20 protein-coding genes are annotated in these 22,872 nt (G+C 65.5%); 14 read left to right on the top strand and 6 right to left on the bottom strand.

Annotation, left to right across the window (positions count from 1 at the left end):
- Positions 1 to 134: 134 nt before the first annotated feature.
- The 5 genes from ACVT6V_RS28755 to clpB all read left to right on the top strand — a co-directional run bounded on the left by ACVT6V_RS28755 (position 135) and on the right by clpB (position 7,743).
- Entirely contained in the window at positions 135 to 1,718 is a 1,584-nt protein-coding gene (locus tag ACVT6V_RS28755; RefSeq protein ID WP_489897456.1) for an IclR family transcriptional regulator, read from the top strand.
- Between the two features lie 156 nt (positions 1,719 to 1,874).
- Positions 1,875 to 2,951 carry a Gfo/Idh/MocA family protein gene (locus ACVT6V_RS28750; RefSeq protein WP_489897455.1) on the top strand — a complete coding sequence of 359 codons (1,077 nt, stop codon included), beginning with the start codon at positions 1,875 to 1,877 and terminating at the stop codon, positions 2,949 to 2,951.
- A 56-nt stretch (positions 2,952 to 3,007) separates the two neighbouring features.
- Complete coding sequence (gene iolG, locus ACVT6V_RS28745; protein WP_489897454.1) at positions 3,008 to 4,018, top strand: inositol 2-dehydrogenase; 1,011 nt, start codon at positions 3,008 to 3,010, stop codon at positions 4,016 to 4,018.
- A 31-nt stretch (positions 4,019 to 4,049) separates the two neighbouring features.
- Positions 4,050 to 4,919, top strand: a complete 870-nt coding sequence (locus tag ACVT6V_RS28740; protein ID WP_489897453.1) for a sugar phosphate isomerase/epimerase family protein — start codon at positions 4,050 to 4,052, stop codon at positions 4,917 to 4,919.
- A gap of 271 nt (positions 4,920 to 5,190) precedes the next feature.
- A complete protein-coding gene (clpB, locus tag ACVT6V_RS28735) occupies positions 5,191 to 7,743 on the top strand; it encodes an ATP-dependent chaperone ClpB (protein ID WP_489897452.1) in 2,553 nt (850 codons plus the stop codon).
- Positions 7,744 to 8,013: 270 nt separating this feature from the next.
- On the opposite strand, the gene ACVT6V_RS28730 is transcribed toward clpB, so the two are convergent.
- The gene (locus ACVT6V_RS28730; RefSeq protein WP_489897451.1) at positions 8,014 to 9,558 is read right to left on the bottom strand and encodes an MFS transporter; all 1,545 of its coding nucleotides are present in this window, start codon (positions 9,556 to 9,558) and stop codon (positions 8,014 to 8,016) included.
- 143 nt (positions 9,559 to 9,701) lie between these two features.
- On the opposite strand from ACVT6V_RS28730, the gene ACVT6V_RS28725 reads away from it, so the two are divergent.
- Positions 9,702 to 10,349, top strand: coding sequence for a TetR/AcrR family transcriptional regulator (locus tag ACVT6V_RS28725; protein WP_489897450.1), 648 nt, complete (start codon positions 9,702 to 9,704; stop codon positions 10,347 to 10,349).
- 16 nt (positions 10,350 to 10,365) lie between these two features.
- Here ACVT6V_RS28725 and ACVT6V_RS28720 read toward each other — a convergent pair whose 3' ends face one another.
- Positions 10,366 to 12,000: a dihydroxyacetone kinase family protein gene (locus ACVT6V_RS28720; protein ID WP_489897449.1), complete on the bottom strand. Its 1,635-nt coding sequence runs from the start codon at positions 11,998 to 12,000 to the stop codon at positions 10,366 to 10,368.
- A 280-nt stretch (positions 12,001 to 12,280) separates the two neighbouring features.
- On the opposite strand from ACVT6V_RS28720, the gene ACVT6V_RS28715 reads away from it, so the two are divergent.
- The 4 genes from ACVT6V_RS28715 (at position 12,281) to ACVT6V_RS28700 (ending at position 14,531) form a co-directional block, all read left to right on the top strand.
- On the top strand, positions 12,281 to 12,877 hold the full coding sequence (locus tag ACVT6V_RS28715; protein WP_489897448.1) for a DNA-3-methyladenine glycosylase I: 597 nt from the start codon (positions 12,281 to 12,283) through the stop codon (positions 12,875 to 12,877).
- A gap of 44 nt (positions 12,878 to 12,921) precedes the next feature.
- Positions 12,922 to 13,302 (top strand): PPOX class F420-dependent oxidoreductase, encoded by a 381-nt coding sequence (locus tag ACVT6V_RS28710; RefSeq protein ID WP_489897447.1) that lies wholly within the window; start codon positions 12,922 to 12,924, stop codon positions 13,300 to 13,302.
- A gap of 75 nt (positions 13,303 to 13,377) precedes the next feature.
- Positions 13,378 to 14,130, top strand: a complete 753-nt coding sequence (locus ACVT6V_RS28705; RefSeq protein ID WP_489897446.1) for a maleate cis-trans isomerase family protein — start codon at positions 13,378 to 13,380, stop codon at positions 14,128 to 14,130.
- A 5-nt stretch (positions 14,131 to 14,135) separates the two neighbouring features.
- Positions 14,136 to 14,531 (top strand): PPOX class F420-dependent oxidoreductase, encoded by a 396-nt coding sequence (locus ACVT6V_RS28700; protein WP_489897445.1) that lies wholly within the window; start codon positions 14,136 to 14,138, stop codon positions 14,529 to 14,531.
- A gap of 15 nt (positions 14,532 to 14,546) precedes the next feature.
- Here the strand turns inward: ACVT6V_RS28700 and sigK are convergent, their stop codons facing one another.
- Together sigK and ACVT6V_RS28690 are read right to left on the bottom strand one after the other, a co-directional pair.
- Positions 14,547 to 15,155: an ECF RNA polymerase sigma factor SigK gene (gene sigK / locus ACVT6V_RS28695; RefSeq protein WP_489897444.1), complete on the bottom strand. Its 609-nt coding sequence runs from the start codon at positions 15,153 to 15,155 to the stop codon at positions 14,547 to 14,549.
- A gap of 155 nt (positions 15,156 to 15,310) precedes the next feature.
- On the bottom strand, positions 15,311 to 16,072 hold the full coding sequence (locus tag ACVT6V_RS28690) for a maleate cis-trans isomerase family protein (protein ID WP_489897443.1): 762 nt from the start codon (positions 16,070 to 16,072) through the stop codon (positions 15,311 to 15,313).
- 59 nt (positions 16,073 to 16,131) lie between these two features.
- Between ACVT6V_RS28690 and ACVT6V_RS28685 the strand changes: the two genes are divergently transcribed.
- From ACVT6V_RS28685 to ACVT6V_RS28670, 4 genes are all read left to right on the top strand, one after another.
- Positions 16,132 to 17,568, top strand: a complete 1,437-nt coding sequence (locus ACVT6V_RS28685; RefSeq protein ID WP_489897442.1) for an amidase — start codon at positions 16,132 to 16,134, stop codon at positions 17,566 to 17,568.
- A complete protein-coding gene (locus tag ACVT6V_RS28680) occupies positions 17,565 to 18,062 on the top strand; it encodes a DUF3830 family protein (RefSeq protein WP_489897441.1) in 498 nt (165 codons plus the stop codon). The genes ACVT6V_RS28685 and ACVT6V_RS28680 overlap by 4 nt, the downstream gene beginning before the upstream one ends.
- A gap of 24 nt (positions 18,063 to 18,086) precedes the next feature.
- Entirely contained in the window at positions 18,087 to 18,806 is a 720-nt protein-coding gene (locus ACVT6V_RS28675; protein WP_489897440.1) for a GntR family transcriptional regulator, read from the top strand.
- A gap of 99 nt (positions 18,807 to 18,905) precedes the next feature.
- A complete protein-coding gene (locus tag ACVT6V_RS28670) occupies positions 18,906 to 20,276 on the top strand; it encodes an MFS transporter (RefSeq protein WP_489897439.1) in 1,371 nt (456 codons plus the stop codon).
- A 95-nt stretch (positions 20,277 to 20,371) separates the two neighbouring features.
- Here ACVT6V_RS28670 and ACVT6V_RS28665 read toward each other — a convergent pair whose 3' ends face one another.
- Together ACVT6V_RS28665 and ACVT6V_RS28660 are read right to left on the bottom strand one after the other, a co-directional pair.
- A complete protein-coding gene (locus ACVT6V_RS28665; protein WP_489901054.1) occupies positions 20,372 to 21,517 on the bottom strand; it encodes a M20 family metallopeptidase in 1,146 nt (381 codons plus the stop codon).
- Between the two features lie 86 nt (positions 21,518 to 21,603).
- Entirely contained in the window at positions 21,604 to 22,863 is a 1,260-nt protein-coding gene (locus ACVT6V_RS28660; protein ID WP_489897438.1) for an aminotransferase-like domain-containing protein, read from the bottom strand.
- Between the last annotated feature and the right edge of the window lie 9 nt (positions 22,864 to 22,872).

The following is a 22,872-nucleotide window of genomic DNA, read 5'->3' as shown; positions in this document are numbered from 1 at the left end:
GATAGAAAGTGATACGGCTAACGTCGAATGACGAGAGACGCTCCGGGCAGCGCGGTATCAACCGCCTGCGTGGCAGGGTCGGATCGGCGATCGGCGTGCCGGAGCAGGCCCGACAACTTCAGGGATGAGGCGCAGTGAACTCCATTCAATTGCTCACCAAGGCGGGTCAGATCATCGACGAACTCGCCCGCTCGGGCCCGTCGACCCCTGCTGAGCTGGCCAAATCCGTCGATGAGCCCCGGCCGAGCGTGTACCGGATCGCCGCCGCACTCGAGCAGCTGGAGATCGTCCGCGGTGGCGCCAATGGTCGACTCGAACTGGGCCCGGGGTTGCTGCGCTGGGGCGACGCCGTCGTCGAGGCCTTCGTCGACCGGCGCGACCTGCACAAGCATTTGCGCTGGGTACGTGAACAGGTCGGTATGAACGCGTACTTCGCCGTTCCGGGGCCCGGCGGCCTGCTGTGCCTGGATCAGGAGGGCGGAGCGGTCGTGGACCTGCGCGACCTCGAGCCCGGCCGCGTGCTACCACCGCACGCGGGCGCGGCATCGCAGGTGGCCCTGGCGTTCGCGCCGAACGCGGTCCGAGAAGAGTGGCTGGCCTCGGCCGGCTTCGAGCCGCTGGCAGCCCGCACACCTACCAGTGTCGACGATCTCCGCGCTCGGTTGACGCTCACCGTGACGCGCGGGTGGAGCGTCACCGACAGCGAGATCGTCGACGGTATCGCATCGGTGGCGGTACCCGTACGCCGTGACGACCAGGTCGTCGGCGTGATCTCGGTCGCCGGTCTGCGGTCCAGCATCGTCCCGCAGGCCGAGTCGGCGGCGCAGGTCCTCGAGGTCGCGGCACGCGCGATCGCCGAGTCGATGGGCCGGCCTTCGTCGCCGGTGCCACGCGGCGGCCTGGGTGCGGCCGCTGTCGCCGAACGCAGCGGCCCACGCTCGCCTGCGCTGATCCTCAAAGCCGGGGCACTGATGGAAGCCCTTGCCGCAGAACGAGTTGCGACCTCTGCCCGACTGACCGAGCTCACGAACGAGCCGGCCAGCTCGGTGTATCGGATGCTGGCGTCCCTGGTGGACCTCGGCTGGGTGGAACAGATCACCCCCAGAGGTGCCTATCGGGTGGGGGGCAAGGTCCTCACCCTGGCCTCGGAGCTGGTTCGACGACTCGACATCCGCAAGGCTGCGCGCCCGATTCTCGAGGAGATCCACGGAGCCACCGGTGAGACCACGTTCCTGTGTGTGCGCAACGGCCCACGTGCCGTCTGTATCGAGCGCATCGACGGGGTGCGGGTGAACAGCACGGTGTTGCAGCTGGGACGCTCGCTTCCCTTGCACGTCGGAGCCGCCCCACGGGCGCTGCTCGCCTTCGAGGAGAAGGAGGCCTGGGACGAGTACGCCTCGATCGCCGCGTCGAGCGATGACCTGCGCCGCGACGCCGTGTCGCGGTCGGAGTTGTATGCACAGCTCGAAGCGGTGCGCGATACCGGGCTCGCGGTCAGTGACAACACCGTGACCCCTGGTATCGCAGCCGTCGGCGCGCCCATATTCGACCACTACGGCCGTGTCGCCGCGTCACTGTCGGTCAGCGGCCTCCGCGAGGGCATCCTCGCGGAGCCGGACGAGGGCCGGTCGGTATCCGAGTTGGTTGAGTGGGGCGCCCGAGAACTCTCGCGGTATCTCGGCTGGGTCGATCCGGCCGTGTCCGAGGCATCGTCTTGACCCGCGACGTGCCCCATGCCACACTTGGACGAGATGTCCACTAGGTGATAGTCGAGCCGGGCTAAGCGCCGCAGGACATGCACTCACCACCTGCTCGGACCCGACAGAGGTAACCGGCAGATAGCCCAGAGCATTGCCAGACAGGAGAACCCCACCGTGTCCGACACCATTCGCGTAGGCCTACTCGGTATCACTCATCCCCATGCGTCGGCCCGGGTGCGGGCACTGTGGGAGATCGACGGTGTCGAGGTGATCGCCGCCGCCGACGACGATTCCCGGTTGAAGTACTTCACCGACAAGTACGACCTCGAGGCGCGCGAGATCGACGACATCCTCGGCGACACCGAGATCGACGCGATCATGGTCCACTCCAAGAGCCGGGACATGGTGCCCCATGCGTTGCGTGCGCTCGCCGCAGGCAAATCGGTCGTCGTCGAGAAGCCGGGTGGCGGTACCGTTGCCGACCTCGAGCAGCTCCGCGACGCGGAGCTGCGGGCGCCTGCCAACCTGGTCCTGCAGGTGGGCTACAACGTGCGCCTGGCCGAATCGATCAATCGCGCCAAGGACCTGGTCGACAAGGGCGTCATCGGTGACGTCGTCAGCGTCTCCGCGCGCGGCGCGGCGCTGGCCGGGGAGCACCTCACCCAGCATCTCAATCAGCCCAATGACATGGGCGGCGTGTTGTGGATTCTCGGCTGCCACATGCTCGATGCGCTGGTGCACGTCTTCGGCGCTCCCGACTCGGTGAACGCGCGGGTGCACAAGTCGTCGAAGCTCTCCGACGATGCCAGCCGAGAGGACTCCGCGGCGGTGCTGTTGAACTACCCCGACATGTCCACGACATTCAGCTTCGACGGCCACGACCGCCTGGAATGGTTCGAGAGCTCAAACATCACGATCCACGGCACGAACGGGCTGATCGAGGCCGGCGTGCTCCCGCAGCGGCTGCGCGTGTTCGTCGACGAGGCACGCGAGGGATACCAGGCGGGGTGGACCGAGTGGACGCAGAGCTACTTCACACCGCCGTTCGCCCGGACCGAGGCGAACAGGTTCTCCGAACTGCCCGAACTGGAGAACATCAGCAACTTCCACACCGAGATGCGGGGCTGGATCAACAGCATCCGCACCGGCGCCCCGATCGTGTCACCGGTTTCTGATGCGCTCACCGTGGCCCGCATCATCGACGCCTGCTATCGGTCGTCGGCGGACCGAGGCGCCGGCATCGATCTGTAGTCGCCAACTCACACGTCACTCCGGGGCCAACACCCCTGCACTGCAAAGGATCACCCATGTCGAACGACAAGCTGCGCCTGGCCCTGTTCGGATCGGGCCGCATCGGCCACGTCCATGCCCGCAGCATCGCTGAAAACCCGGACGTCGAACTTGCGGTCGTCGCCGACCCGTTCCTCGATGGCGCACAAGCCCTCGCCGCGGCGACCGGTGCTCGCGCAGTCCAGGATCCCGAGGACGCGCTGGCGGAGCCGGGGCTGGACGGAGTCGTCATCGCCTCGCCGACACCCACCCATGTCGATCTCATGTCACGCGCTGCGGCCAAGGGGTTGGCAGTGTTGTGCGAGAAGCCGATCGACCTCGACATCAACACGGTGCGCGAATGCCGCGACTCGGTCCTCGCGCACGGCGTACCGATCATGCTCGGATTCAACCGCCGCTTCGATCCGGCGTTCGCCGCCATCCAGCAACAGGTGGCCTCGGGTGCGATCGGTCGGCTCGAACAGCTCATCGTGATCAGCCGCGATCCCGAACCCGCACCACGCGGCTACATCGAGGCGTCCGGCGGCATCTTCCGCGACATGACGATTCACGACCTCGACATCGCACGGTTCTTCGTTCCGGAGATCGTCGAGGTCACCGCCGTCGGCGCCAACGTGTTCAGCGATGACATCGCCGAGCTCAACGACTTCGATTCGGCGACAGTCACTTTGCGCGGCAGCAACGGCGAGATCGTGACGATCATGAACTCACGTCACTGCACCTTCGGCTACGACCAGCGACTCGAGGCCTTCGGGGCCACCGGCATGCTGTCGGCCGGCAACATCACGCCGACCACCGTGCGCCGATACGACGCCACCGGCACCGAACAAGCGCAGCCGTACTTCCCGTTCTTCCTGGAACGCTATGCGGCCGCCTACCGTGCCGAGCTCGATGCATTTGTCGCCGCCATCCGTACTGGGAAACCGTGCTCACCCGGCTTCGACGACGGCCTGCTCGCGCTGGCACTCGCCGACGCCGCCCTTGAATCGGCGACGACCGGCACGACCATCGGTATCCCGAAAGCCTGACTCCACCACGCACAGAAAGCTCAGCGACGCCATGTCCTCGAACTCCATCGAACTCCTCGCCACCTGCTGGACCAGTGCCGGCAACGTCAAGCCGCTCCAGGCCAGCGAAGTCAGTCCGATCCCCATCGCCGAACGCATCCAGGCAATCGCCGACACCGGATGGGCCGGCATCGGCATCGCTCAGGATGATCTCCGTGTTCTGCGCGACGAACCCGGCTTCGGCGCACTCGGCGAAGCGATCCGTGGCGCGGGCCTGCGGCACGTCGAGGTCGAGTTGCTCACCGACTGGTGGGAGACCGGCGACAAACGCGCCGCTTCCGATGACGTGCGCACACTGCTGTTCGGGGCCGCCGCCGATCTGGGCGCCGGCCACATCAAGATCGGCACCGCGTTCGGGACCGCGCTGGATTCGATCGACCCGCTCGTCTCGCCCCTGCGTGATCTCGCCGACGATGCAGCCGCCCGTGGAATCCGCCTGGCCATCGAAGCGATGCCCTTCTCGATGGTGTCCAGCGTGCCGATGGCAGCCGACCTCGTGCGGGCCGTGGACCGACCCAATTGCGGTGTGCTCGTGGATAGTTGGCATGTGTTCCGAGCCGGCACCTCGATCGCCGATCTCCGGGCGTCGCTCACCTCGGACATTCTCTTCGGCGTCGAACTCGACGATGCGGCCGAGACCGTGCGCGGCACCCTGTTCGAGGACACCCGGGATCGGCGACTGTTCTGCGGTGAAGGGTCATTCGATCTGATCGGACTGATCCAGGCGCTCGCCGACATCGGATGGGGCGGCCCATGGGGTGTCGAGATCATCTCCGAAGACTTCCGCGCGCTCGACGTGACGACCGCACTCGAGCGTGCGCGACGAACGGCCGCCGACGTCATCGCCAAGGCGCTGAACTGAGGATGCGTGTGGCAGACGTGCCCGTCCAGGCGGACACCTGCCACACGATGATGGCATACACCCGGGCCGCGGCCGGGCCAACCTGTCGGTGTGTGGATGCGCCGGATTCGGGGGAGCGGGCAGGCATCAATGAGTTACTGGAGACGCTAGAATGTGACCGTCATCACACCCTAGGCAAGACTTGAGTGGAATGCACTCAACTTTACTGGCGTTGCACCTCTCGAATGGCTCATACTTGAGTCTGTTGGACTAAAGAGAAAGGTACACGCGAGTGGACAGCTTCAACCCGACCACCAAGACGCAGGCAGCGTTGAGTGCTGCCGTGCAGGCGGCGGCCAGTGCTGGGAATTCCGACGTGCGTCCGGCTCACATCCTGGTGGCCCTGCTCGATCAGTCCGACGGCATCGCCGCGCCGCTGCTCAAGGCGGTCGGGGTGGACCCGTCGACGGTTCGCGCACAGGCCCAGGCTTTGGTGGACCGCGCCCCGACGGTGGCCAGCGCCAGCGCCCAGCCGCAACTCTCCCGCGAGTCGATCGCGGCGATCAGCGCAGCTCAACAGCTTGCCGGTGAGCTCAGCGACGAATACGTGTCGACCGAGCACATCCTCGTCGGCCTCGCGACCGGCGATTCCGACACCGCCAAACTCCTGGCCAACGTCGGTGCGACGCCGCAGGCACTGCGCGAAGCGTTCGTCGCGGTGCGTGGCAATGCCCGCGTCACCACCGCCGATCCCGAGCAGACCTATCAGGCGTTGGAGAAGTACTCCACCGATCTGACCGCGGCTGCGCGTGAGGGCAAACTCGACCCGGTCATCGGACGGGACACCGAGATCCGCCGTGTCGTCCAGGTGCTGTCTCGGCGCACCAAGAACAACCCGGTGCTCATCGGTGAACCCGGCGTCGGCAAGACGGCGATCGTCGAGGGCCTGGCCCAACGCATCATCGCCGGTGACGTACCGGAATCGCTGCGGAACAAGACGGTCATCTCGCTCGACCTCGGTTCGATGGTCGCGGGTGCCAAGTACCGCGGCGAGTTCGAGGAGCGCCTCAAGGCCGTGCTCGACGAGATCAAGGGATCGGCCGGACAGGTCATCACCTTCATCGACGAGCTGCACACGATCGTCGGCGCCGGTGCGACCGGTGACTCCGCGATGGACGCCGGCAACATGATCAAGCCGATGCTCGCCCGCGGTGAGCTGCGACTCGTCGGCGCCACCACGCTGGACGAGTACCGCCAGCACATCGAGAAGGACGCCGCCCTCGAGCGGCGCTTCCAGCAGGTCTACGTCGGGGAGCCGTCGGTGGAGGACACCATCGGCATCCTGCGCGGACTGAAGGAGCGCTACGAGGTGCACCACGGCGTGCGTATCACCGACTCCGCGCTGGTGTCGGCGGCGTCGCTGTCGGATCGCTACATCACCTCGCGTTTCCTGCCGGACAAGGCCATCGATCTCGTCGACGAAGCCGCCTCGCGGTTGCGGATGGAGATCGACTCGCGCCCCGTCGAGATCGACGAGGTCGAGCGCATCGTGCGTCGACTCGAGGTGGAAGAGGTCGCCCTGCAGAAGGAGACCGACGACGCGTCGAAGGAACGTCTGGAGAAGCTGCGCGGCGAACTGGCCGACCAGAAGGAGAAGCTCAACGAACTCTCGGCGCGGTGGCAGTCGGAGAAGACCGCCATCGACGCGGTCCGCGACCTCAAGGAGGAGCTGGAACGGCTTCGTGGTGAGGCGGATCGCGCCGAGCGCGAGAGCGACCTCGGCCGTGCTGCCGAACTCCGCTACGGCAAGATCCCGGGGCTGGAAAAGCAACTGGCTGCCGCGGTGGAGAAGACCGGCACCGATCCGGGTCAGGATGTGATGCTGCAGGAAGAGGTCGGACCGAACGACGTCGCGCAGGTCGTGTCGTCCTGGACCGGCATCCCTGCCGGACGCATGCTCGAAGGTGAGACCGCCAAGCTGCTGCGGATGGAAGATGAACTGGGACACCGGGTCATCGGCCAGAAGGAGGCGGTGCAGGCGGTGTCCGACGCGGTGCGTCGGGCGCGGGCCGGTGTCGCCGATCCGAACCGCCCGTTGGGCTCGTTCCTGTTCCTCGGACCGACCGGCGTCGGTAAGACCGAGCTCGCCAAGGCATTGGCGGAGTTCCTCTTCGACGATGAACGTGCGATGGTTCGCATCGACATGAGCGAATACGGCGAGAAGCACAGTGTCGCCAGGCTTGTCGGTGCACCTCCGGGATACGTCGGTTATGAGTCCGGCGGCCAGCTGACCGAGGCGGTCCGCCGTCGTCCGTACACGGTGGTGCTGTTCGACGAGGTCGAGAAGGCCCACCCGGACGTGTTCGACGTGCTGCTGCAGGTCCTCGACGAGGGGCGGCTGACCGACGGTCAGGGTCGAACGGTCGACTTCCGCAACACGATCCTGATCCTCACCTCGAACCTCGGTTCGGGTGGCGACAAGGACCAGGTGATGATGGCGGTGCGCGCGGCCTTCAAGCCGGAGTTCATCAACCGGCTCGACGACGTCGTGATCTTCGACGCGCTGAGCCCGGAGGAACTCGTCTCCATCGTCGACATCCAGTTGGCACAGTTGGGCAAGCGTCTGGCACAGCGTCGACTGGAGCTCGCGGTGACGCCGAAGGCCAAGGAGTGGCTGGCCGAGCGTGGTTTCGATCCGCTCTACGGGGCCCGTCCGCTACGGCGGCTGGTGCAGCAGGCCATCGGCGACCAACTCGCGAGGGCGTTGCTGGCCGGCGATGTTCACGACGGCGACGTGGTTCCGGTGAATGTCGGTGCCGACGGAGAGTCGCTGGTCATCGGCTGATCCGGGCCCTTCGTGACGCTCGCAAGCTCGCTCCTCAGGGAGCGGTGGGGGACGTCGGCAAGCTCGCTCCTCAGGGAGCGGTGGGTGACGTTGGCAAGCCCGCTGACGTCCCCCGATCCCTGAGGAGGTCCGGAGCGCTAGCGGAGGACCGTCACGAAGGGGCGCCCTTCGTGACGCATCCTCGCAGGCTCGGAGGCTCCTCAGGGAGCGGGTGGGTGACGCATCCTCGCAGGCTCCTCAGGGAGCGGGTGGGTGACGCTCGCAGGCTCGTCAGGCTGCGACGACGGCCGCGTTCTGGGGTTCGTCGCCCAACTCGTGTCGTCCCATTCGGATCATGCCGATGATGACCAGCAATGCGAGGCCCATGAACCCGGCGCCGCAATAGAATGCGACGTCGTAGCTGTGGATGCTCGCCGACATGAAGTCTTGCGGGTTCACCGGGACGGTCTGTCCGGTGGCCTGGTCGACCGTCATGGCGCTGCGGTGGTCGTTGGAGAACACCTGCGCCACAATCGTGCTCAGTAGTGCGATGCCGACCGAACCACCGACCTGCTGGGATGTGTTCACCAATGCGCTGGCCACGCCGGCGTCCCGTTCGTCGATGCGGTGCAACGCAACGGACTGCATGGACACGAACACCAGACCCATTCCGAGGGCGATGAGGAGCTCGCTGGGCAGGATGTGTGAGAGCCAGGTCGAGCTCGAGTCCAGTTGCGCCAGATACAGGTAACCCAGGATCCCCGACACGGTGCCGATCACCATCAACGGTCGTGGTCCGAACCGGGGGAGCAACGAGCTGGCCGCTCCGGCCGAGATGATCAGTGCTGCTGGGAAGGGTAGGAACAGGACGCCCGCCTTCAGCGGCGTGTTGCCGAGGGTGTTCTGGAAGTAGAAGCTCAAGAACAGGAACATGGCGAACATCGCCGTCGGGATGATGAACGCGATCAGATATGCCCCGCCACGATTCAGCTCACCCGGGATGCGCAGCGGCAGTAGCGGGCTGGCGCTTCTGCTCTCGATCAGCACGAAGGCAACCAGCAGTGCTGCGGCGGCCGCGAACAGCAGGATTGTTGACGTTGCGCCCCAACCGGATTCGGCCGCCCGGGTGAAGGCGTACACGAGGCTGACGAGACCTAGCGTGACAGTGATTGCACCCGGGAGGTCATAGGTGCCGGTGCGCGGGGACGGCCGGTCCCGGATCACCAGGGTCAGGCCGCCGATCGCGGCGATGATGGCGATCGGGGTGTTCACCAAGAGCGTCCAGCGCCACGAGAAGTACTCGGTGAGCGCGCCACCGGCGATCAAGCCGATCGCCGCACCGCCGCCGGACACCGCTCCGTAGACAGCGAAGGCGCGGGCCCGCTCGCGATGTTCGGTGAACGTGACGGTGATCAACGACAGTGCTGCCGGCGCGAGCATGGCCGCGAACACACCTTGCAGGGCGCGACCGGCGAAGAACGACATGCCGTCCCAGGCGAATCCCGCCATCGCGGAGGATGCGGCGAAGCCGGCGAGTCCGATCAAGAACATCCGTCGGCGGCCGAGGTAGTCGGCCATGCGGCCGCCCAGTAGCAGCAGACCACCGAACATCAAGGTGTAGGCGGTGAGTGCCCATTGACGGTTGGCGTCGGAGATGTCGAGGTCGGTCTGGGCGAAGGGCAAGGCGATGGTGATGATGCTGGCGTCGAGCACCACCATCAATTGAGCGAGGGCGATGACGCCCAGTGCCCACCAGCGGCGTGAGTTTGCCGGCGGTGGAGATGCGATTTCTGAGTGGGGGAGATCCTGTGGGATCGCAGTGTCGGAGGTGGTCAAGAGATCCTCGATCCTGAGAGGTGTGTAAGACCTGCCTCCAAATAATGGCAGAGTCAGACAGAAGGCGTCAAGAGACAAAATGCGGATACAGACAATTGGCTGTAGGCGCAGAAATTCTGCGTCAGACGAGTTACAATCTGCTCGTGACTGCCGTTGAACCTCGAACGGGCCAGGTCAAGGCCGGTCTCCGTGAACGCAAGAAGGAACAGACGCGCGATCGGCTGATCGCCGCGGCGCTGGAGTTGTGCGATACGCAGGGGTTCGAGGCGACGACGGTTGAGCAGATCTCCGATGCCGCCGACATCTCACCGCGAACGTTCAACCGTTACTTCGCGACCAAAGAGGACGTCATCCTGGCGCCGATCGAAGACATGATCGCCGCCATGGCCGCATCCCTCGACGCGCAGCCGCGTACCGGAAATGCGTTCGAGGCACTCGTCAACGCGCAAATGCAGATCTTCTGCGGTGAGTGCCCGACGGGTTCTGTCGATCTCGCTCGTTTCGAGACCATGAACCGGATCATTCAGACGGCGCCGTCGGTGAGTGGCCGCAGTACCGAACTCGCCGAGAAGAAGTTCCGGAGCATCACCGACAAGGTCGCCGAACGGATGGAACTGCCGTCCGACGATCCTCGGGTGCGGGTGACCGTCGCGGTGTACATGTCGCTCATGCACATCTCGATGGACACCTGGCGGTGCGGTGAGTCCGGAGCCATGACCGATTCGGCGGTGGCAGCGCAGACCCTGAAGTCCACCTATGAGACATTCCGCGAGGTCGTTCAGAACGTCTGAGTGGGTTCGCGCTGCGTCACCGTCGTGACGCGGCCGCCCGGTACAGCCACGAGATCACCAGTGCGCCCGGGTCGACGACGCCTCGGGCATTGTCGCCGACATAGCTGGCACGACCCTTGGAAGCAGTGGTGTCCCTGGTGGATTCGGCGCCCCCTTCCGCCTTGTCGGCCACGGACGACAACGACTCATCATCGGAGAGCGCTTGCGCGGCGGGACCGAGGGCATCGACGACGGTGTTGTCGCCGACCTGTGCGCCTCCGAGATCCTGAATCTCGGCCAGGGCAGACACCGTCCCTTCACGCAAGGCCCGCCCGAAGTCATCAGACGAAGCGAAAGCTGTTGCGAGCCCGCGGAAGAGAACGCCGAACACCGCACCCGATGTACCGCCGGCACGCACCAGGAATGACGTGCTGATCGCCGTCGACACCTCGGCATCCGACCCCCGCAGCGGCAGGTCGAAATGTGCAAGCGCCGCTTTCATGTTCGCTCCGAAGTCGCCGTCCCCGGCCTGCTGATCGAGCGCTGTCAGCTCGTCGATCGAATCCGTCACGCGCCGAACGAACTCGGACAGCCACGCCGACTCGTCTCCGTCGGACGCGCTGTCGTGTGGCTCGGCGAACGCGATGTGCGACACCGATGCCGGCCCGCGACCGATGTGTGAGGGCCACGCGGGCGCAGTGGTGTCGTCGTCGAAGCACTCGAGGATCTCGTCATCGAACCGGACGAGGGTGATCGAGAATCCGGTCATGTTCAGGGCGGTCACGAATGTCCCCACCATGGAGCGCTCGACCGTGATCCTGCGACGATCGAGATCGGTGACGACCTCGCCGAACACGAGGGAGAGCTCGAGCGGGTGCGCCGATCCGAGTCCGTTGACCAGGCAGATGACGTGGTCGTCCGCCGCCAGGCCGAGAGACTCGACGATGCGATCGATCATGCGCGCCACGAGCTCGCGTGCTGCGATGGCCTCGGTGCGGTCCTCACCGGCCTCACCGTGGATACCGACGCCGAATTCCATCTCGTCCGTGTCGAGTTCGAACGTGGGGGCGGCAGCGCCCGGAATGGTGCATGCCCGATACGCGACGGCGAAACTGCGCGAGTTCTCGGCGGTTCGCCGTCCGAGTTCGGCAACCCGCGCGAGTTCGTCACCGCGTGCCGCGGCGGCGCCACAGACCTTCTCGACGATGATGGTGGCGCCGGTGCCCCGGCGGCCCGGTCCAGATTCTGACTCGGTCGCGACGTCGTCGTCGACGAGGACATGATCGGTATCGACCTCGTCGCGCAGCATGTGTCGAGCAATCCGGAAGTTCATCACGTCGCCGGTGTAGTTCTTGACGATGTGGAGCACACCGCGGCCCGTGTCGGCCCATCGGGTCGCGCCGACGACCTGCACGGCGTTGGGAGAGGTGAAGACCAGACTGGGGCATGCGGCGTCGAGCATGCCTGCCCCGATCATCCCGGAATGCATCGGCTCGTGTCCCGAACCTCCGCCCGAGATCAGGGCGACGCGAGGGTCGTCGTCCCTGTCACGGCGGTACAGGAATCCGGGATCGGGCTCCCACGCGATCGACGGATTGGCCGCAAGGAGACCGCGAAGCGCGTCGGTGATGAAGGTGTCGGGCCGGTTCAGGACGTACTCGTGAGCGGACACGTCTCCAGGGTAGGTGCCGGGTCTCGATACGCTCCTCACTTCGTTCGTCACTACTCGACCAGCGGTTGGGGCTGCTCGCTTCGTTCGTCGCTACTCGACCAGTGGTTGGTCGCTGCTCGGGCAGTGGTTGGGCTGCTTACCTCGTTCGTTGCTACTCGACGAGCGGTTGGTCGCTGCTCGGTCGGTGGCGGGGTTCGCGCCGTGTTCGTAGTGGATGAAACCTCCTGGCTGTCGGGGGGCGGCGGTAGGGTGCGGATGTCGATCAACACGAGGAGCCTGCATGTCGTTTGTCATCACCGGAAATGACGGCGTGACACGGTGCGGGTGGGCTGGTGTGGAGCCGGAAACCACCTACCACGATGAGGAATGGGGTTTTCCACTCGAGGGAGACGATGCGTTCTTCGAACGCGTTGCGCTCGAGGGCTTCCAGTCCGGGCTGAGCTGGCGCACCATCCTCAACAAGCGGGAGAACTTCAGAGCGGCGTTCGCGGGTTTCCAGATCGAGAAGGTGGCCCGCTTCGGCGAGGCCGACGTCGAGCGTTTGCTGACCGATGCCGGCATCATCCGACACCGAGGCAAGATCGAGGCGGTCATCAACAACGCCCGCCGCGCGGCGGACCTGATAGACGAGGAAGGTTCGTTGCCGGCCTACTTCTGGCAGTATGAGCCGCAGGCTGCTGTCGAACCCCAGTCACAGACCACCTCGCCCGAGTCGATCGCCCTGTCGAAGGATCTCAAGAAGCGTGGCTGGAAGTTCGTCGGTCCGACCACCATGTTCGCGCTGATGCAGGCCAGTGGGATCGTCAACGACCATGCGGAAGAGTGCGTGATCCGTCCGCGAGTCGATCAGGCTCGGTCGTCGGCGCCACGTCGCTAGCGACGATTGACTTCAAGTCGACATGAGGTCCTAGCGTTCGGTGCATGGACGACACCACACTCATGAACGACGAGGTCCTCGACTACCTCTCGACCCAACGGCTCGGACGACTCGCCACCGTCGATCGTGCCGGCGCACCGCAGAACAACCCCGTGGGGTACCGCATCAACCGGGACCTGGGCACCATCGACATCGGCGGCTGGAATTTGACGAAGAGCCGCAAGTTCCGCAACCTCGCGCACAACGACCGCGTGGCCTTCGTCGTCGATGACATCGCGTCGCTGAAACCGTGGCGGGTACGGATGGTGGAGATACGCGGCCGCGCCGAGCGGATCGTCGGCGGCGTCACGCCCGGATCGGGTATGGACGACGCGCTGATCCGGGTGCATCCGGAGCGCGTGATCGCCTTTGGAATCGGTGACTGACCTGCGAATATTGCGTAACACAAATGTCACCTCCCCTGGATTGTTGACAATCCGACAATGTGTCATCATTCCTGCATGAAACCGGTGGAAGTCGCAGGCGTCCCACAGCAACAGGTGGGTATCGGGATGGTGTGCCCCTTCGACATGGCGCTCGACCGGGAACTGTGGCGGTGGATGCCGGATTCGGTCTCGCTGTACTTCACTCGGACGGGTTTCATCGATGCCCCGGTCGACGTCGACCTGTGCCGTGATCTGAACAATCACGCCGAGATCGCCGCCGCGGTGCGCAGCGTTTGCTCCGTCGGGCCGCGAGCATTCGGATACGCCTGTGCGTCAGGAAGTTTCGTCTATGGCATGACCGGCGCGAAGGAACTGTCGCACTGCATGATCGCTGCCGGCGCGCCGGCAGCCGTCACCACGTCGGAGGCGCTCGTTCGTGCCCTGGACGCGATGGACATCGGACGGATAGCGGTCGCCACGCCGTACACCTCGGCGCTGACCGGGCTGCTCTGCGACTTCCTCGCCGAGTCCGGTCGGGCTGTGGTGTCGCAGGCGGGACTGGGACGTGACCACGAGATCTGGACCATTCCCTACGCGGTCACCTGTGACCTCATCCGCGCCGCGGACCACCCCGATGCCGATGCGATCTTCGTGTCCTGCACCAATCTCTGGACATACGAGATCCTCGGCCTGATGGAGGCCGAACTCGGTAAGCCCATCCTGTCGGCGAATCAGGTCACGGCGTGGGCCACCCTTTCCGATGCCGGCCTCGTCACCGAGTCGCTGTCCGGCGATGATGGGCAGTCGCTGTTCGCCCGCGTAGCCTGACCTGCATGACCGACTCCATACCCGCCGCTGCCTTTGGCGAAGCCGCCGAGGCCAAATTCGTTCAGCTCACCACTTTCCGCAAGGACGGGACTCCGGTGTCGACGCCGCTGTGGGCCGCCCTCGACGGTGACCGGATGGTGATGTGGACCGCGACGGATTCATGGAAGGTGAAGCGGATCCGGCGCGACAGCCGTGTGGTGGTGCAGGCCTGCGATGCGCGCGGTAAGAAGACCAGGGGCACCCCGGTCGAGGCGACCGCCACCGTGCTCGACGACGCGGGCACCGAACGCGCCCGTGGCCTGATCATCCGCAAGTACGGCGTTCTGGGGTGGTTGACGGTCAAGGGCAGCCTGCTGCGGAGGGGTAAGTCGGGGACGGTCGGTCTCGCCATCAGCCTCTGACGGCGTCGATCAGGTTCACGCTGCGTCGTCCAACCTCGCCCGTAACCTCTTCAGGCCGTCGCGGATACGGGATTTGACCGTCGGCAGCGGCACCGAAAGTCGTTCGGAGACCTGCCGATAGGACAGGCCCTCGTAGTAGGCCAAGATCAGCGATTCCCGCTGCAGATCGGTGAGATCGCCCAGCGAGTCGAGCACGAGTCTGCGTGCGGCGCGTGCGGCGACGATGTCGCTCACCTCGTCGGCGTGGCGGATGGGCAGCTCGGCGGCGCCGCTGGCGAGGGTACGGCGCGTCAGGGCCGATTCGGAGCGGACACGATCGACGGCGCGCCGGTGGGCCTGCGTGATCAGCCACGACAGCGCCGACCCCCGGTCGGGACGGAAGTCGCGGGCATGCCGCCACACCGCGAGGTACACCTCCTGGGTGGTCTCCTCGCTGTAACCCGGATCCCGCAGTACACGAAACACCATGCCGTAGATACGCTCCGCGGTGAGATCGTAGAGACGTGAGAACGCTGCAGCGTCTCCGTCCGCTATCCGGGCGAGCAGGTATGGAAGCTCGGCCATCGAGGCATCGGGCGCGGTTGGCACGGGTTGCGCCGGTGCGAGACCATCGAGGACCGTCATGTGGTTCTCCCGTCCGACTGCCGAAATGAGCGTGCCACTTCCCTGATGCGACATGTCAGACGTTATTGATCTGCACCGCGACCGGCGTGGGTGCGGGAGTAACCGCGACCAGATCGCAACGATTGATAACGGAGCGATAACGACGCGACGGTGGTCTACGGTCCCGCGGGTGCCGAGCCGACCTCACTCGACGCGAACAGTGCGCCGATGCCCGCGACGACGGGCTCCACGCCGATCAGCCGTAGACCCTGCCAGATCGTGACCTGATTGGCCGTCAAGATCGGCTTGCCGAACTCTCGTTCCAGATCCTCGATCCATCCGATGGTGTGCAGCGCGGTGTCGGGGACCAGGATCGCCTGTGCGTCAGCGGTGTTCACCGAGCGAACCATCTCGAACAGGTTGTCGCCGTCAAGCGTGCCTGCTTCGCCCGCGGTTGCGATGTCGTGTGCGGACGCGGACACGACGGTGATCCCCGCGTCGGCGAGAAATGTGGTGAAGCCGTCCGCGACCGGCGCCGGATAGGTGGCGGCGATCGCCACCGAGCTCACCGACAACTGGTGGCACGCGGCGGCGAAGGCCAGCGATGTCGAGGACACCGGCAGCCCGATGCTCTCGGAGACCCGCGCCACCTGCTCGTGGGCTCCCGCCCAGCCATACAGGAAGCTGCCCGAGGTGCATGCCCACATCAGTGCGCCCGGTTCGTGCCGGAGTGCCTCACGTGCGCCGGCGAGCAGGGGCACGTCGGTGCCGACGGCGCGCATCGCTTCCACGGTGTGATCGTCGGACTCGATGTCGGTGATGATCACCGGTAGACGTGCCGCACCACCCAGGGCGCTCTCGGCCAGTGGGTAGTCGTCCTCCGCAGCGTGTCCTGGATAGAGCATCGCGACCGTCGGTGTTCTGGTTGTCACCCGCATACCTCCCGAGTAGATTGTCAACAATCTACCAACATCTCGCCGCTTTGCCGAAGGAACCCATGCACACGACCGCACGCTGGTGTAGCGCCGCCGAACTGGTGGCCGGCTACACCTCCGGAGCACTGTCACCGACCACCGTCACCTCCGAGATCCTCGACGCGATCTCGGCCGACAACCCGGCGATCAACGCGTATTGCCTGGTGGACACCGATGCGGCACTGAGTGATGCGCGCGCGTCGGCCGAGCGCTATGCCTCCGGGAGAACCCGCGGTCCACTCGACGGGGTTCCCGTCAGCATCAAAGACCTGTTTCTGACCAAAGGCTGGCCCACGCTGCGCGGATCGGAGTTGATCCATTCCGACGACGACGAGTGGGCTGTCGATGCGCCGGCGGTTGCGCGGCTCCGCGAGGCCGGTGCGGTCCTGCTCGGCAAGGTCACCACTCCGGAGTTCGGGTGGAAAGGGGTCACCGACAGCCTGCGGTGCGGTGTCACCCGCAATCCGTGGAACACCGAACGGACATCCGGCGGATCGAGCGGCGGCAGTGCGGCGGCCGTCGCGGCCGGGCTGGGCCCGCTGTCGGTCGGCACCGACGGTGGCGGCTCGATTCGTATCCCCGCATCGTTTTGCGGGATCGTCGGTTTCAAGCCGACGTTCGGCCGGGTGCCGCTCTATCCGGCCAGTCCGTTCGGGACGCTCGCGCATGCCGGACCGATGACCCGCACGGTCACCGACTGTGCGGTGATGCTCGATGTGTTGTCCGGCTTCGACTCCCGTGACTGGTGGGCCATGCCGACACCCACGGCCTCCGCGGCGGCCTCACTTGCCGAAGCTCCGAAAGATCTTGCCGGAGTCCGGATCGCGTACAGTCCCGATCTCGGTTATGGAACGAACGACCCAGGCGTGCAACGCAACACCGATGCTGCGGTCGAGATCTTGGGTTCGCTCGGTGCCGAGGTGAGCACGGTGGACATCGGCTGGCAGGACCCGGTCTGGGCTTATCACATTCTGTGGTTCAGTGGTGCCGACGCGGTTGTTCGGGCACAGGGTCCGGGAGCGATCGAGAAGGTCGATCGCGGCTTGGCCCAAGCCTTGCAGCGACATCATGACTTCTCCGCCGCGGACTATCTGGACGCCACAGCGCTCCGGATGTCGATGGGCGTCGAGATGGGACGACTGCACGAGCAGTTCGACGTACTCGTCACGCCGACTCTACCGACAGTGGCTTTCGAAGCGGGCGTAGATGTTCCGGCAGGATCAGCGAGTTCGGACTGGACGTCGTGGACTCCCTATTCCTACCCCTTCAATCTGACCGGGCAGCCGGCGATCACCGTGCCGAGCGGGTTCGCCGGTGGGGAGACGGCGCAAGGGATGCCCACCGGCGTTCAGTTCGTCGCGGCCCGCCACAACGATGATCTGGTTCTACGCGTCGCCGCCGCCTACGAGGCCGCGGCCCCGTTCGCCACCCTCGAAAATATTGCGAAAGGATCTCGATGACCGACCGGTACATCTCCGTCAGCCTCGCCCAACGCGGTGTCAAGGCGGTGGCGCGCCTCCTCGACGACGAAGCGCCCAGGACTGCTGCGGCCGTATGGGATGCCTTGCCGCTGGGCGGGCAGGTGTACCACGGAAAATTTGCCCGAAATGAGATCTATACGTTACTTCCGGCCTTCGCGCCGCATGAGCCCGGGGCCGAAAACAGCACTGTCACGCCGATTCCCGGCGATTTGTGCTATTTCACATTCGATGGGGTGTTGACAAACCCGGCCTACGGGTACGAATCGGGTTCCGCGCCGGGCGAACATCAGTTGCTGATCGATCTCGCGGTGTTCTACGGGCGCAACAATCTGCTGGTCAACGGCGATGTCGGCTGGGTTCCCGGAAATGTCTTCGGCACCATCGTGGACGGTTTGTCGGAGTTTGCCGAGGCCTGCAACGACGTCTGGATGGGTGGCGCCCGTGGGGAAGTACTGTCCTATGCGCGTGAATGAGCGTAAGAAAAAGAGGTAATGTCGATGAGTGTTTCGCAGGACAGCAGTAGCCAAAGGCGGAAGAGAATTCTGACGCCGCTGGTGCAGGAGTCGACGCCTGCAATCATTGCGCGGAAGTTGCACGACGCGATTGCGAGCGGCGACTTCCCGCCAGGCTCGCAGCTGACCGAGTCGGGTCTGGCCGCAGACCTCGGGGTCAGCCGCGGGCCGCTGCGCGAAGCGATGCAGCGCCTCACTGCCGAGGGTTTGCTGGTCAGTCACCGCAACCGCGGTCTGTTCGTCGTCTCGATGGACGATGATGACATCCGCGACATGTATGTGGCGCGGACCGCGGTGGAACGCGCGGCAGTACAGCAGGTGATCAACAACGGAGCACAAGCGGCAGTGGACGACCTCAACGAAGCGGTCTCCGACATGCGCGAGTTCATCGACGAACCGAACGGCGCCGAAATGGCCGAGGCGGACATGCTGTTTCACCAGACCTTGGTGGAACATGCTCACAGCCAGCGCCTTTCGCGACTACATGAGACGATCCTGGTGGAGACCCGGATGTGTCTGCGAGCTATGCGGGGAACGTATTCCTCGGGAAAGGAACGCATAGAAGAACACCAGGCATTGGTGGACGCCATCGCGGCGGGAGACGCGCCGGCGGCCGACTCACTGATGATCGAGCACATGAACGACGGTTTGCTTCGCCTCGTGGGCGAGTCGCCGCCGGATCTTGCCGACGCCTCGGCGGGGTGACCCGCGGCCATGCCGCGTGGCCCACTCGCTGCCGAGTACACGCCACTGATGTGACAACAGCACAAGACAACTGGCCGAACCGACCTGAGGAAGGCACAGATGACGAATGCAAGCCCATCAGGGGCCGCTGCTCATATCAGACCCGACCCCGAATCCCCAGAGGGGAAAACGATCCTGCGGAAGGCCATCGGCGCCTCCGCGATCGGTAACGCAACCGAGTGGTATGACTACGGTGTCTATGCCGCTACCGCCACCTATCTGACCGACGCCTTCTTTCCCGGCGACATGGGCACACTCGGCACCATGCTCGGCTTCGCGATCTCGTTCGTGCTGCGCCCGCTGGGTGGATTCGTCTGGGGCCCGATCGGTGACCGCATCGGACGTAGATCCGTTCTGGCACTGACCATCGTTCTCATCTCGGGAGCCACCGCCCTCATCGGTGTGCTGCCGACACACGCGGTGGCCGGGGTGTGGGCACCCGTTCTGCTGATCCTGCTCCGCGTCATCCAAGGTTTCTCCACAGGTGGCGAATACGGCGGTGCGGCAACGTTCATGGCGGAGTACGCGCCGGACAAGAAGCGCGGCCGATACGGCAGCTTCCTGGAGTTCGGCACGCTCGCCGGCTTCGTGCTCGGCTCGGCCGTCGTGCTGGGTCTCGACCTGATCCTCAGCGACGACGCCATGTCCACCTGGGGCTGGCGCCTGCCGTTCTTCCTCGCGCTCCCACTGGGTCTGGTCGGTCTGTACCTGCGTAGTCAGGTCGACGAGTCGCCGGTGTTCGAGGAACTCGAGGATGAACACAAGCTCGAGGGGTCGCCGTGGGAAGAGCTCGTGGACCTCGTGAAGCGGTACTGGCAGCCGGTTCTGACCATGTTCGGCATGGTCATCGCGCTGAATGTGGCGAACTACACCTTGCTCGCCTACCAGCCGACGTACCTGGAGAACACGATCGGTATGAGTACCGACACCGGGACGACGGTGATCCTCATCGGCGAGCTGGTGATGATGGCGGTGATCCCGTTCTTCGGACGATGGTCGGATCGCACCGGGCGAAAACCGATGTGGTGGGGTTCGCTGATCGGGCTGTTCGTCTTGGCGCTACCGCTGTACTGGCTGATGGGCCAGGGGTTCGCCTGGGCCATCATCGGGTTCGTGATCCTGGGGTTGCTCTACATCCCGCAGTTGGCGACGATCTCCGCGACCTTCCCGGCGATGTTCCCGACTCAGGTGCGCTACGCGGGATTCGCGATCTCCTACAACGTGGCGACGGCCGCGTTCGGCGGCACGGCTCCGTTGGTCAACGACGCGGTCGTGAACAACACGGGATGGAATCTCTTCCCGGCGCTGTACATGATGATCGCGTGTGCGATCGGCATGGTGTCGTTGGTGTTCCTCAAGGAGACCGCTGGTGTGTCCATCCGCGGTACCGAGGTGCCCTCGAAGGAACGAGATCTCGCGATGGCCGCGTAGTCGGCCTGGCTCCTGCCGGCATCCACCTCATATGTCGCCGGGCACCTTCCGTACGCGGAAGGTGCCCGGCGACAGCTCAGATGTCTGTCAGACGATCAGGCTGACGCGCGCCCCAGCAAGCGCAGCGCGGTGAGTGCGTAGGCGCGGGCGGCGGTGTCGAGATCGGCGATCGCGACGGACTCGTCGGGTTGATGAGCCTGGGTGTGGATCTCGCCGGGGCCGCACACGATCGACGGGATGCCGAGATCGCGATCGATGAACCCGCCGTCGCACGCGGCGCTCCACCCGCCGACGGAGGTGGACGCGCCGGCATCGGTGAGGGCTCCCACCGTGGTGGTGACCAGTGGATGCGTCGGATCGGTGGCGAAGCCAGGCATTTCCATGGTCACCCGGACATCCACCGAGACCCCGTCGGAGTCGATGGCGGACTGCGCGATCGCGTCGCGGAGTTCGGCAGCGATCGTCTGCGCATCCTCATGGGGCATCAGACGTCGGTCGATCCCGAGACTGCACATCGGCGCGACCACCGAGATGCCTTGGCCGCCATGGATGGTGCCCACGTTCCAGGTTCCGGAGCCGAGTAGCTCGTCGGCGGTCATGGCCAGCTGATCGTGGTCGAAGCGGATCAGATCGATGATCGATGCCGCAGCATTGATGGCACTACGGCCATCGGCCGGGCGGCCGGAATGGGCTGCGCGGCCGATGATGTCGATCTCCAGATACGATGCGCCGCGGCAGCCGCGCACGACTTCCAGGTCGGTGGGCTCGGCGACGATGCAACCGGCGAACGCCTGCTCGGTGGGCCGCGACACGAGATCACGGACCCCGATGCCGTGTTCCTCCTCGTCGACCGTGCAGACGAGTTGCACCGGCCCGGTGAGATCGAGACCGTACGCGGACGCATGCGAGAGCGCCTGCATCGCCACGACGGCAGCGGCCAGCCCGCCCTTCATGTCCGTGGTGCCACGTCCGTAGATGCGGCCGTCGGAGTAGCGCGCCCGGTACGGGTCGGCGGTCCAGCCCGGACCCGCCGGCACGACATCGGAGTGACCCAGGAGCATCAGGCCGGGCCCGTCGCCGCCCGTCATCGTGGCGATCAGATTCGGCCGTCCGGGTGCCACTTCGTGTGTCTCCACGGAGAAACCGGCCGCGCGGCAGGCCTTTTCCAGTACTTCGACGGTTGCTGCCTCGGTGCCGCCGGGATTCTCGCTGGGCGCCTCGACGAGGCCGGCGGTGAGCATGGCGACGGTGTCGGCGTTGATGTGCGACAACACGCCGTCCTCGGCCTCGGTCAGGGACACCTCGCCACCTCTTTCACCACGTTTCGTCATCCAGTATGAGCCATCTTCTCGAGACTGGCCGTGAGCCGGCGGATGCCCTCCTCGATCCGTTCGGGAGTGCTCGACGCGAAGCACAGGCGAAGCGCGTTGCGGAAGCGCCCGCCGGGGGAGAGTGCCGGACCCGGGATGAACGCGACGCCGTCGGCGAGCGCGACCTCGAACAGTTCGCGGGTGTCGATCTCGGCGAATTCGTCCTGCAGGGTCAGCCACAGGAAGAACCCACCGTCGGGATTCGTCGTGGCGACCCGATCGCCGAGGTGCCGGCTGATCGAGTCGATCATCGCCTCCTTGCGTTCGCGGTACAGCGTGCGAATGCCGGCGAGGTGATCTTCGAGGCCGCCGCGGGCGATGTACTCGGCAACGATGTGCTGGTTGGGCACATTGGTGCAGGTGTCCATCGCCTGCTTGCCGTTGATGAGCAGCTGTCGCAGCGACGGATCGGCGTCCACCCAGCCCACCCGCCATCCGGGAGCCAGGATCTTCGAGAACGTCCGCACCGAGAAGACCAGCGGGTCCTGCGGGCTCAGCGTCTGGAACGTGGGGATGTCGGTGCCGGCGAACCGTAGCAACCCGTACGGGTCGTCGTCGATGATCATCGCGCCCCACTTGTGGGCAAGGCGCAGCAGTTCGCGGCGGCGCTCCTCGGACAGGGTGACGCCGGACGGGTTCTGGAAGGTCGGGATGGTGTAGATCGCCTTCGGCGTCTGATGGGTGTGCGATACCAGGTCTTCGAGGGTGTCCACCTGCATGCCGTCGGCGTCGGTCGGCACCTCGAGCAGCTGCGCGCCGTAGGAGAGCGCGGTGGCGCTGCCGTTGGTGTAGGTCGGCGACTCCACGATCACCAGGTCACCCGGATCGACGAACAGTTTGCAGGCGAGGTCGAGGCCCTGCATGCCGCCGGTGGTGATCACCAGACGTTCGTGGCTCGACGGGTCGGGCGTGGTGGCGAGATAGTCCACGAGCAGCTGCAGCAGCCGTGGCTCGCCCTCGGTGGCGCCGTAGGTGAACGACGTGTGGTCCAGGATCTCGCCGGCGATCTGTCGGAACTCGTCGGCCGGTACCGCCTCGTCGGCGGGCGAGCCCATCGCGAAGCGCACGATGTCGTGCTTCTGCGAGGCCAGCAGCGACGTCGAGGAGTCGATCATGGACCCCACAAGGTCTTTGGCCCGGCCGGCGAGCGGCAGGGTGGGCGCCGACCGTCGGATGTCATGCAGGTCGTGGGTGGTGGGATCAGTGGTGGCGGTCATGGTATTCAC

The organism is Gordonia sp. LMA167 (assembly GCF_058130025.1).
The sequence above is the reverse complement of the archived record's forward strand: the minus strand, read 5'-3'. Positions and strand labels throughout refer to the sequence as shown.

Bases quoted from the DNA above. Each gene is read 5' to 3' on its own strand.
- ACVT6V_RS28700 (WP_489897445.1), top strand. From the start codon at position 14,136: ATGACCGACTCCATACCCGCCGCTGCCTTTGGCGAAGCCGCCGAGGCC.
- ACVT6V_RS28705 (WP_489897446.1), top strand. From the start codon at position 13,378: ATGAAACCGGTGGAAGTCGCAGGCGTCCCACAGCAACAGGTGGGTATC.
- ACVT6V_RS28690 (WP_489897443.1), bottom strand. From the start codon at position 16,072: ATGCGGGTGACAACCAGAACACCGACGGTCGCGATGCTCTATCCAGGA.
- ACVT6V_RS28715 (WP_489897448.1), top strand. From the start codon at position 12,281: ATGTCGTTTGTCATCACCGGAAATGACGGCGTGACACGGTGCGGGTGG.
- ACVT6V_RS28670 (WP_489897439.1), top strand. From the start codon at position 18,906: ATGACGAATGCAAGCCCATCAGGGGCCGCTGCTCATATCAGACCCGAC.
- ACVT6V_RS28685 (WP_489897442.1), top strand. From the start codon at position 16,132: ATGCACACGACCGCACGCTGGTGTAGCGCCGCCGAACTGGTGGCCGGC.
- ACVT6V_RS28740 (WP_489897453.1), top strand. From the start codon at position 4,050: ATGTCCTCGAACTCCATCGAACTCCTCGCCACCTGCTGGACCAGTGCC.
- ACVT6V_RS28680 (WP_489897441.1), top strand. From the start codon at position 17,565: ATGACCGACCGGTACATCTCCGTCAGCCTCGCCCAACGCGGTGTCAAG.
- ACVT6V_RS28660 (WP_489897438.1), bottom strand. From the start codon at position 22,863: ATGACCGCCACCACTGATCCCACCACCCACGACCTGCATGACATCCGA.
- ACVT6V_RS28665 (WP_489901054.1), bottom strand. From the start codon at position 21,517: ATGCTCACCGCCGGCCTCGTCGAGGCGCCCAGCGAGAATCCCGGCGGC.
- sigK (WP_489897444.1), bottom strand. From the start codon at position 15,155: ATGACGGTCCTCGATGGTCTCGCACCGGCGCAACCCGTGCCAACCGCG.
- ACVT6V_RS28710 (WP_489897447.1), top strand. From the start codon at position 12,922: ATGGACGACACCACACTCATGAACGACGAGGTCCTCGACTACCTCTCG.
- ACVT6V_RS28675 (WP_489897440.1), top strand. From the start codon at position 18,087: ATGAGTGTTTCGCAGGACAGCAGTAGCCAAAGGCGGAAGAGAATTCTG.
- iolG (WP_489897454.1), top strand. From the start codon at position 3,008: ATGTCGAACGACAAGCTGCGCCTGGCCCTGTTCGGATCGGGCCGCATC.